At 44.2% G+C, this 509-nt stretch carries 1 protein-coding gene; it reads left to right on the top strand.

Features of this window, described 5'->3' with window-relative positions; all coding sequences use genetic code 11:
• Positions 1-138 precede the first annotated feature (138 nt).
• Positions 139-509: cyclic nucleotide-binding domain-containing protein (locus R7Z50_RS31300; protein ID WP_318150251.1), on the top strand; the 371-nt coding region annotated here is incomplete at its 3' end.

The raw sequence follows: 509 nt of genomic DNA, 5'->3' as shown, positions 1-509 counted from the left end.
TAATTCTCGTTAATGGGCGTTTTTTTATCAACTTGATTGCAAACCTCGCAATGCTCTCACTTCCAACCGTCTTTTAAAGAAGCGAATCCATAAAGTGATAACATGCCATTGTTCAAACCTGTTTTGTAAGGTACTGACATGGAAGATATCAAATCGTTGTTGCTGCAATGCCCTGTTTTAGCCGGTTTGCCAGTGGAAGGAATAAACGAAGCAGTACAAATCGTTCGTGCACGACACTTCGACGAGAAAGCACTCATTTGCAGCAAAGGCGCGCAGCACTCTTCATTGATGGTGATCGCCAAAGGATCTGTACGCGTTAACTCGATAAGTTCCAAAGGAAAAGAAGTCACCTTGATGATTTTCGAAACCGGAGGATGGTTTGGCGACAATGTATTTTCACCCGGCATGCCACGCATTTTCGGAGCAACAGCTCATACCGACGTAACCCTATTAGAGCTACCTGGCGACAAATTTCGGCAGTTGTTAGCTAAATATCCACAAAGCTACCC

The sequence above is a fragment of the Vibrio sp. 1249-1 genome, from assembly GCF_033340495.1.
Note: the sequence above shows the minus strand (reverse complement) of the source record. Positions and strands in the feature narration are given on the sequence as shown.